The sequence below is a fragment of the Actinomycetes bacterium genome (genome assembly GCA_036510875.1).
Taxonomy (GTDB): Bacteria; Actinomycetota; Actinomycetes; order Prado026; family Prado026; genus DATCDE01.
Map to the genome: position 1 here is coordinate 20,744 of DATCDE010000207.1, position 7,641 is coordinate 28,384.

A 7,641-nucleotide genomic window follows, 5' to 3' on the forward strand; every position below is an offset into this window, starting at 1 on the left:
ACAAACGCGGCGTTTTGAGGCGTCGATGGCCGTTCCGGGGATGGTTCGAGCGGGTGACTTAGGGCACGCTTGCTGCACAGCGCTGTGTGCCGGTGCTGTGCCCGGTGTTCCGCCCGGTGCTCCGCCGAACCGAAGAGGGTTGCCGCCATGACCGTGCCTGGCCTTTCCGACGCCCCCACCGCGAACAAGAAGCTGCTGCGCTTCGTCGAGGAGACCGCGGCTCTCACGCAGCCGGACCGCGTCGTCTGGTGCGACGGCTCGCAGGAGGAGTGGGACAGGCTCACGGCCGAGCTGGTCGAGGCCGGCACCTTCATCCAGCTGAACCCGGAGAAGCGGGTCAACTCGTTCCTGGCCCGGTCCAACCCCAGTGACGTCGCTCGGGTCGAGGACCGCACCTTCATCTGCTCCCAGCGCGAGGTGGACGCCGGCCCGACCAACAACTGGCGCGACCCGGACACCATGCGCCGGGAGCTGACCGAGCTGTTCCGCGGCTCGATGCGGGGACGCACGATGTACGTCGTCCCGTTCTCGATGGGCCCGCTGGGCTCCCCCATCTCGCAGCTCGGTGTCGAGCTCACCGACTCGGCCTACGTCGTGGTCAACATGCGGATCATGACCCGGATGGGCGCCGCGGAACTGGCGGCGATCGGCGCGGACGGCGACTTCGTCCCGGCCCTGCACTCGGTCGGTGCGCCGCTCGTCGACGGGGCCGAGGACGTCGCATGGCCGTGCAACGACACCAAGTACATCGTCCACTTCCCGGAGACCCGGGAGATCATGTCCTACGGCTCCGGCTACGGCGGCAACGCGCTGCTGGGCAAGAAATGCTACGCGCTGCGGATCGCCAGCGTGATGGCCCGTGACGAGGGCTGGCTGGCCGAGCACATGCTGATCCTCAAGCTCACCTCGCCCGAAGGTGCGGTCAAGCACCTGGCCGCGGCCTTCCCGTCGGCCTGCGGCAAGACCAACCTGGCCATGCTTCAGCCCACCATCCCGGGCTGGAAGGTCGAGACGGTCGGCGACGACATCTGCTGGATGCGGCCGGGCGACGACGGTCGGCTGCGCGCGATCAACCCCGAGGCCGGCTTCTTCGGCGTCGCCCCCGGCACCGGAGAGAAGACCAACAAGAACGCCGTCGAGACGCTGTGGGGCAACTGCATCTTCACCAACGTCGCGCTCACCGACGACGGTGACGTGTGGTGGGAGGGCTTCACCGAAGAGCCGCCGGCGCACCTGACCGACTGGAAGGGCCGGGAGTGGACGCCGGACTCGATCGAGCCGTCGTCGCACCCCAACAGCCGGTTCACCGCCCCGGCGGCCCAGTGCCCGTCCATTGCGGACAACTGGGAGGACCCGGCCGGCGTCCCGATCGACGTGATCTTCTTCGGCGGGCGCCGGGCCACCAACGTGCCGCTCGTCACCGAGGCGTTCGACTGGCAGCACGGCGTGTTCATCGGCGCGACGGTCTCCTCCGAGCAGACCGCGGCGGCCGAGGGCACGGTCGGCGCGCTGCGTCGCGACCCGTTCGCCATGCTGCCCTTCTGCGGCTACAACATGGCCGACTACTGGGGCCACTGGCTGGAGCTCGGGCAGCGGCTCGACTCCGACAAGCTGCCGAGGATCTTCCAGGTGAACTGGTTCCGCAAGGACGCCGACGGCAAGTTCCTGTGGCCCGGGTTCGGCGAGAACTCCCGGGTCATCGAGTGGGCCGTGCGCCGGGTCGAGGGCGCGGTGGACGCCGTCGATTCCCCGATCGGGCGGGCGCCCAAGGACGGCCAGCTCAACCTGGACGGCGTCGACCTGACCGACGACCAGGTGGCCGCCCTGTTCGCGGTCGACCCCACGACCTGGCTGGCCGAGGCCGACCTCACCGAGGAGTACTTCAGCCAGTTCGGCGAACGGCTCCCGGCCGCGATGAGCACCGAGCTGGCGGCGCTCAAGAGCCGGCTGTCCGGAGCCTGACCGGGCCGGTCAGGCGTACACGACCCCGTCGACGTCGACGGAGATCCGGGTCCCGCCCTTGCCGTCCAGGATCGCGGCGAGCTCCGGGAGCGACCCGATCACGGCCGGGTGGCCGGTGACCCGGGCGAAGTCCGCGGCAGCCTCGACCTTGGGCCCCATCGAGCCGGCCGGGAAGCCGAACTCGCCGAGGGCGTCCGGGTGGGCCGCGCGGATGGCCCGCTGGTCGGGCGTCCCCCAGCCGACGTAGACGGCGTCGGTGTCGGTGGCGATCACCAGCAGGTCGGCGTCGAGGTCCTTGGCGAGGACCGCGCTCGCGCGGTCCTTGTCGATGACCGCCTCGACCCCCACCAGCGTCCGGGTCCCTGGCAGGTACATGGTGGGAATGCCACCGCCGCCGGCGCAGATCACCACGGTGCCGTGGGCGAGCAGCCAGCGCACCGGCCGGATCTCGAAGATGCGCCTGGGCACGGGAGAGGGGACCACCCGCCGCCAGTGCTCGCCGTCCGGGCGGACCACCCAGCCCTTGTCCTCGGCCAGCCGCTTGGCGTCGGCCTCGGAGTAGACCGGCCCGACGAACTTGGTCGGGTCGGTGAACGCCGGGTCCTCGGCGTCGACCTCGGTCATGGACAAGACGGTGGCCAGCGGCTTCTCGAACGGGAGCAGGTTGCCGAGTTCCTGCTCGATCATGTAGCCGATCATCCCCTCGGTCTGCGCGCCGAGCACGTCGAAGGGGTAGCTGGAGGCCTCGTCGTACGTCGAGGCCTGCAGGGCCAGCAGCCCGACCTGCGGCCCGTTGCCGTGGGAGATCACCAGCTCGTGCGCCGCGGCCACCGGGGCCAGGGCCTGGCAGGCGACCCGGACGTTCTCGCGCTGGCTCTCCACCGTCATGGGCTCGCCCCGCCTCTGCAGCGCGTTGCCCCCCAGGGCTACGACCACTCTCATGGTGTGCTCCTTCGCACGGTCAGACGTCGCCGATGGTGGCGACCATGATCGCCTTGATGGTGTGCAGCCGGTTCTCGGCCTGGTCGAAGGCGATGTTGGCGGCCGACTCGAAGACGTCTCCCGTCACCTCGAGCCCGTTGGTCATCCCGGTCTTCTCGGCGATGTCCTTGCCGACCACGGTGTTCGTGTCGTGGAACGCGGGCAGGCAGTGCATGAACTTGGCGTCCGGGTTGCCGGTCCGCTTCAGCGCCTCGGCGTTCACCTGGTAGGGGGCGAGCAGGTTGACCCGCTCGGTCCAGACCTCCTTGGGCTCACCCATCGAGACCCAGACGTCGGTGTGCACGAACTGGACGCCGGCCAGCGCCTCGTCGGCATCCTCGGTCAGGGTGACCCGGGCCCCCGACTCGGCGGCCCGGGTGCGGGCGACCCCCTGGACCTCCGCGGACGGCCACAGGTGCTTGGGCGAGGCGATCCGCACGTCCGCGCCCATGATCGCGCCCATCACCAGCAGCGAGTTGCCCATGTTGGATCGGGCGTCGCCGAGGTAGGCATAGCTGGTCTCCTCCACCGGCCGGCCGCGGCCGTTCTCGAGCATGGTGAGGAAGTCGGCCAGCATCTGGGTCGGGTGCCACTCGTCAGTGAGCCCGTTGTAGACGGGGACGTCGGAGCACTGGGCGAGCTCCTCGACCATCGACTGGGCCTTGCCGCGGAACTCGATCGCGTCGTAGAAGCGGGACAGCACCCGCGCGGTGTCCGCGGTGGACTCCTTGTGCCCCATCTGGGAGCTCTGCGGGTCCAGGTAGGTGATCCGCGCGCCCTGGTCGTAGGCGCCGACCTCGAACGCGCAGCGGGTGCGGGTGGAGGTCTTCTCGAAGATCAGCGCCACGTTCTTGCCCCGCATCCGCGGCACCTCGGTGCCCGCGTACTTGGCTCGCTTGAGGTCACGGGCGAGGTCCAGCAGGTACTGCAGTTCCTTCTTGGAGAAGTCGATCTCCTTGAGGAAGTCCCGGTGGTGCAGGTTGACGGGCATCTCGGCTCCTCGGTGTGACGGGCGAACGGGCTCAGACGACGGCTTCGCGCTCGATCGGGCAGCTCATGCACCGAGGCCCGCCGCGGCCGCGGCCGAGCTCGGAGCCGACGATCGCGACGATCTCGATCCCCTCGTCCGAAAGGTACTTGTTCGTGGTGGTGTTGCGCTCGTAGCCGAAGATCACTCCGGGTGCGACGGCCAGGAAGTTATTGCCGTCGTCCCACTGCTCGCGCTGGGCGCCCTTGACGTCGATCGGCGTCTTGAGCAGCCGGATCTTGTCCACCCCGATCGCCTGGGCGACCACCGCGAACAGGTCGGAGTTCTCCACCACGTCGTAGTCGCCTCCGGACCCGCGGGGGGTCAGCGAGTACGACCGCAGCGCCAGGTCGAGGTACGGGTAGACCGAGAAGGCGTCCCGGTCCACCATCGTCATGGCCGTGTCGAGGTGCATGAACGCTCGGGCCTTGGGCAGCTCGACGGCGATCACCCGGTTGACCATCCCCGAGGAGAAGTAGCTGCGGGCCAGCATCTCCACGCCTTGGGGCGTGGTCCGCTCGCCCATCCCGATCATGACGGCACCGTTGCCGATGACCAGGATGTCGCCACCCTCGACGGTGGCCGGCTCGTGCCGCAGGTCGTCGTTGCCGTAGTAGAAATGCAGCCCCGCGTCGCGGAACAGCGGGTGGAAGTTCCAGATGATCCGCGAGTGCAGCGTCTCCCGCTTGCGCGCGGGCTTGGCCATCGGGTGCACCGACAGGCCGCCGTAGACCCACGCCGAGTTGTCCCGCTGGAACAGGTGGTTGGGCAGCGGGGTCAGCAGGAAGTCCTCGTCGTCGAGGTGGGACCACAGAAGGCTGGTCGTGCCCGGGTCGGGGACGTCGCGCTTGAGCACCCCGCCGATGAGCAGCTCGGCCAGCTGTCGGGCCGGGGTCGCGTCGACCAGGTCGTCGAGCGGCTTGTCCAACGCCGGGCCGAACTGGGTGGCGGTGGTCAGCCGCTCCTTGAGGAAGCTCTTGGCGTCCGGCTGCTCGAGGGCCTCGCCCAACAGCTCGGCGAACAGGTAGACCGTGATCCCCTTGTCCCGCAGCTTCTGGGCGAACGCGTCGTGCTCCTCGCGGGCCCGCTCCGCCCACATGACGTCGTCGAAGAGCAGGTCGTGGACGTTGGACGGCGTGAGCCGGGACAGCTCGAGCCCGGGCCGGTGCAGGATGACCTGCTTGAGCTGTCCGACCTCGGAGTCAACGTGGAAGGTCATCGCTGGTCGCTCCTTCTGGTCAGTCGACGGGGTCGCGTTCGATCGGGCAGGTCAGCGCGCGCGGGCCACCGTGGGCCCGGCCCAGCTCCGACCCGATGATCCGGATGACCTCGATGCCCTGGTCGGTGAGGTACTTGTTGGTGGTGGTGTTGCGCTCGTAGCCGACGATGACGCCGGGGGACAGGGCCAGGAAGTTGTTGCCGTCGTCCCACTGCTCGCGCTCGGCCCCCTTGACGTCGATCGGGGTCCGCAGCACCCGGATCTTGTCGACGCCCACGGCCTCGGCGATCGCACCGAAAAGGTCGGAGTTCTCCGTCACGGCGAACTCGCCGCTGCCGTCCTTGGGCGTGAGGGTGTAGGAGCGCAGCTCGAGGTCGAGGTACGGGTAGACCGAGAAGGCGTCCCTGTCGATCATCGTGAGCGCGGTGTCGAGGTACATGAAGGCCCGGGTCTTGGGCAGCTCCACGACGATCACCTTGGAGACCAGCCTCGAGGCGAACAGGGCCCGACTGAGCAGCTCGACCCCCTGCGGGGTGCTCCGCTGGCCCATCCCGAGCATGACCGCGCCGTTGCCGATCACGTGGACGTCGCCGCCCTCGACCGACGCCGGGTCGTGGTCGACGTCGTCGTTGCCGTAGACGGAGGTGAGCCCCGCGTCCCGGAACATCGGGTGGAAGTTCCAGATGATCCGCGAGTGCAGCGTCTCGCGCTTGCGGGCGGCCTCGGCCATCGGGTTGACCACCAGCCCGTCGTAGACGAGCGCCACGCTGTCCCGGGGGAACAGGTGGTTCGGCAGCGGGGTGAACAGGAAGTCCTCGTCGCCGAGGAACGACCACAGCAGGCTGGTCGTCATCGGGGACGGGACGTCCCGCTTGAGCACCCCGCCGATGAGCAGCTCGGCCAGCGTCTCGGCCGGCGTCGCGTCCACCCACTCGTCCAGCGGCTTGTCGAGGGCCGGACCGTACTGCGTCGCCGTCGTCAGCCGCCCCTTGAGGAAGTCCCGCGCGCCCGGCTGGTCGAGCGCGGTGGCCAGCAGGTCGCCGTACAGGTGCACGGCCACGCCGTGCTCGCGCAGCTGCCGGGCGAACGCGTCGTGCTCCTGGCGGGCCCGGCCCGCCCACATGACGTCGTCGAACAGCAGGTCGTGCACGTTGGTCGGCGTGAGCCGGGTCAGCTCCAGCCCCGGCCGGTGCAGGATCACCTGCCGCAGCTGGCCGACTTCTGAGTCAACGTGGAACGCCATTGCAGCTCCTCTGGCTCAAGGACGGAACGGGGGCACCGGCTCCGGTGTGGTCATCCGGGTGCGCTGGGCGAGGTAGACGGGGATGCCGACGAGGAAGGCCACCCCGGCGTACACGAACGGCGCGTACTCCTGCCACAGGCTGCCACCGGTGTTGCGCGAGTAGAAGATGAACAGGATGGAGAAGGCCAGGGCGACGACGGCGATCAGGACGTCACGCAGGAACCGCGGCGTGTGGATCGCCCGGTTGTCCGCCACCCGCCACTTGATCTGGGCCAGCGCCGAGAACGCGTAGGGGATCGCCGCCGTGATTCCGGACATGTACACCAGGGTGTTGAAGACGGTGTAGCCGGCCGAGCCCCAGAAGGACAGCACCATGGCCACCGAGGCCAGCAGCGTCGAGGCGATGATCCCGAAGGCCGGGACCCCGGCCGAGGAGAGCCGTCCGAACCGCGACGGGAAGAGCCCGTCCGCCTCGGCGGCCTTCGGCATCTCGGCGCAGATCATGGTCCAACCGTTGAGCGCCCCGAACCCGGAGATGACGACGAGCGCAGCCATCACGTTGCCGGCCCAGGTCCCGCCGAAGATGTCGTTCACTGCGGTCGAGAAGGGCGCGCTGGACTCGCCCAGCTGGGTGGAGCCGACGATGCCGAACACCGCGAACAGGGACAGCAGGTAGACCACGGCCGTGCCGAGGGTGCCCATGACCGTCGCCCGCGGGACGTTGCGGTCGGGGTCGCGGACCTGGGCTGCGGCCACCGCCGCGGTCTCGACGCCCAGGTAGGAGAACAGGCACAGCGCCATGGCGCCGCCGATGGCAGAGACCGCGCTCCCGCCGCTGGTGTTCCACGGCGTGAAGTTGTCGCTGCTGACGAAGAACAGGCCGACGGTGGACATGAAGACCAGTGGGACGAACTTCAGGATCGAGGTCCACAGCTGGACCACCCCCATGTTCTTCACTCCGGTGAGGTTGATGACCGCCGGGAGCCACAGCCCGATCAGGCACAGGACGACCGACCACACCTTGCTGTGGTCGGTGTTCACGAACTGCTCCACGTAGAAGACCCAGCCGACCACGATGGCCGCGTTCCCCGACCAGGCCGTGATCCAGTACAGCCAGGCGTTCGAGAAGCCGGTGAGGTTGCCGAACGCCGCGCGCGCATACGCGTAGGGCCCGCCGTCGGCGGGCAGCCGTCTGGACAAAGAGGCGAA

General features: G+C 69.2%; 6 protein-coding genes. 1 reads left to right on the plus strand and 5 read right to left on the minus strand.

Annotated features, from left to right (window positions below):
• Positions 1 to 147 precede the first annotated feature (147 nt).
• On the plus strand, positions 148 to 1,962 hold the full coding sequence (locus tag VIM19_12160; GenBank protein ID HEY5185630.1) for a phosphoenolpyruvate carboxykinase (GTP): 1,815 nt from the start codon (positions 148 to 150) through the stop codon (positions 1,960 to 1,962).
• A gap of 9 nt (positions 1,963 to 1,971) precedes the next feature.
• Here VIM19_12160 and arcC read toward each other — a convergent pair whose 3' ends face one another.
• From arcC to VIM19_12185, 5 genes are all read right to left on the minus strand, one after another.
• Positions 1,972 to 2,904, minus strand: coding sequence for a carbamate kinase (gene arcC, locus VIM19_12165; protein ID HEY5185631.1), 933 nt, complete (start codon positions 2,902 to 2,904; stop codon positions 1,972 to 1,974).
• A gap of 19 nt (positions 2,905 to 2,923) precedes the next feature.
• On the minus strand, positions 2,924 to 3,934 hold the full coding sequence (argF, locus tag VIM19_12170) for an ornithine carbamoyltransferase (protein ID HEY5185632.1): 1,011 nt from the start codon (positions 3,932 to 3,934) through the stop codon (positions 2,924 to 2,926).
• Positions 3,935 to 3,965: 31 nt separating this feature from the next.
• Positions 3,966 to 5,189, minus strand: a complete 1,224-nt coding sequence (locus VIM19_12175) for an arginine deiminase (GenBank protein ID HEY5185633.1) — start codon at positions 5,187 to 5,189, stop codon at positions 3,966 to 3,968.
• Positions 5,190 to 5,208: 19 nt separating this feature from the next.
• Positions 5,209 to 6,432, minus strand: a complete 1,224-nt coding sequence (locus VIM19_12180; GenBank protein HEY5185634.1) for an arginine deiminase — start codon at positions 6,430 to 6,432, stop codon at positions 5,209 to 5,211.
• A gap of 15 nt (positions 6,433 to 6,447) precedes the next feature.
• On the minus strand, positions 6,448 to 7,641 hold a 1,194-nt coding region (locus VIM19_12185), incomplete at its 5' end, for an amino acid permease (GenBank protein ID HEY5185635.1).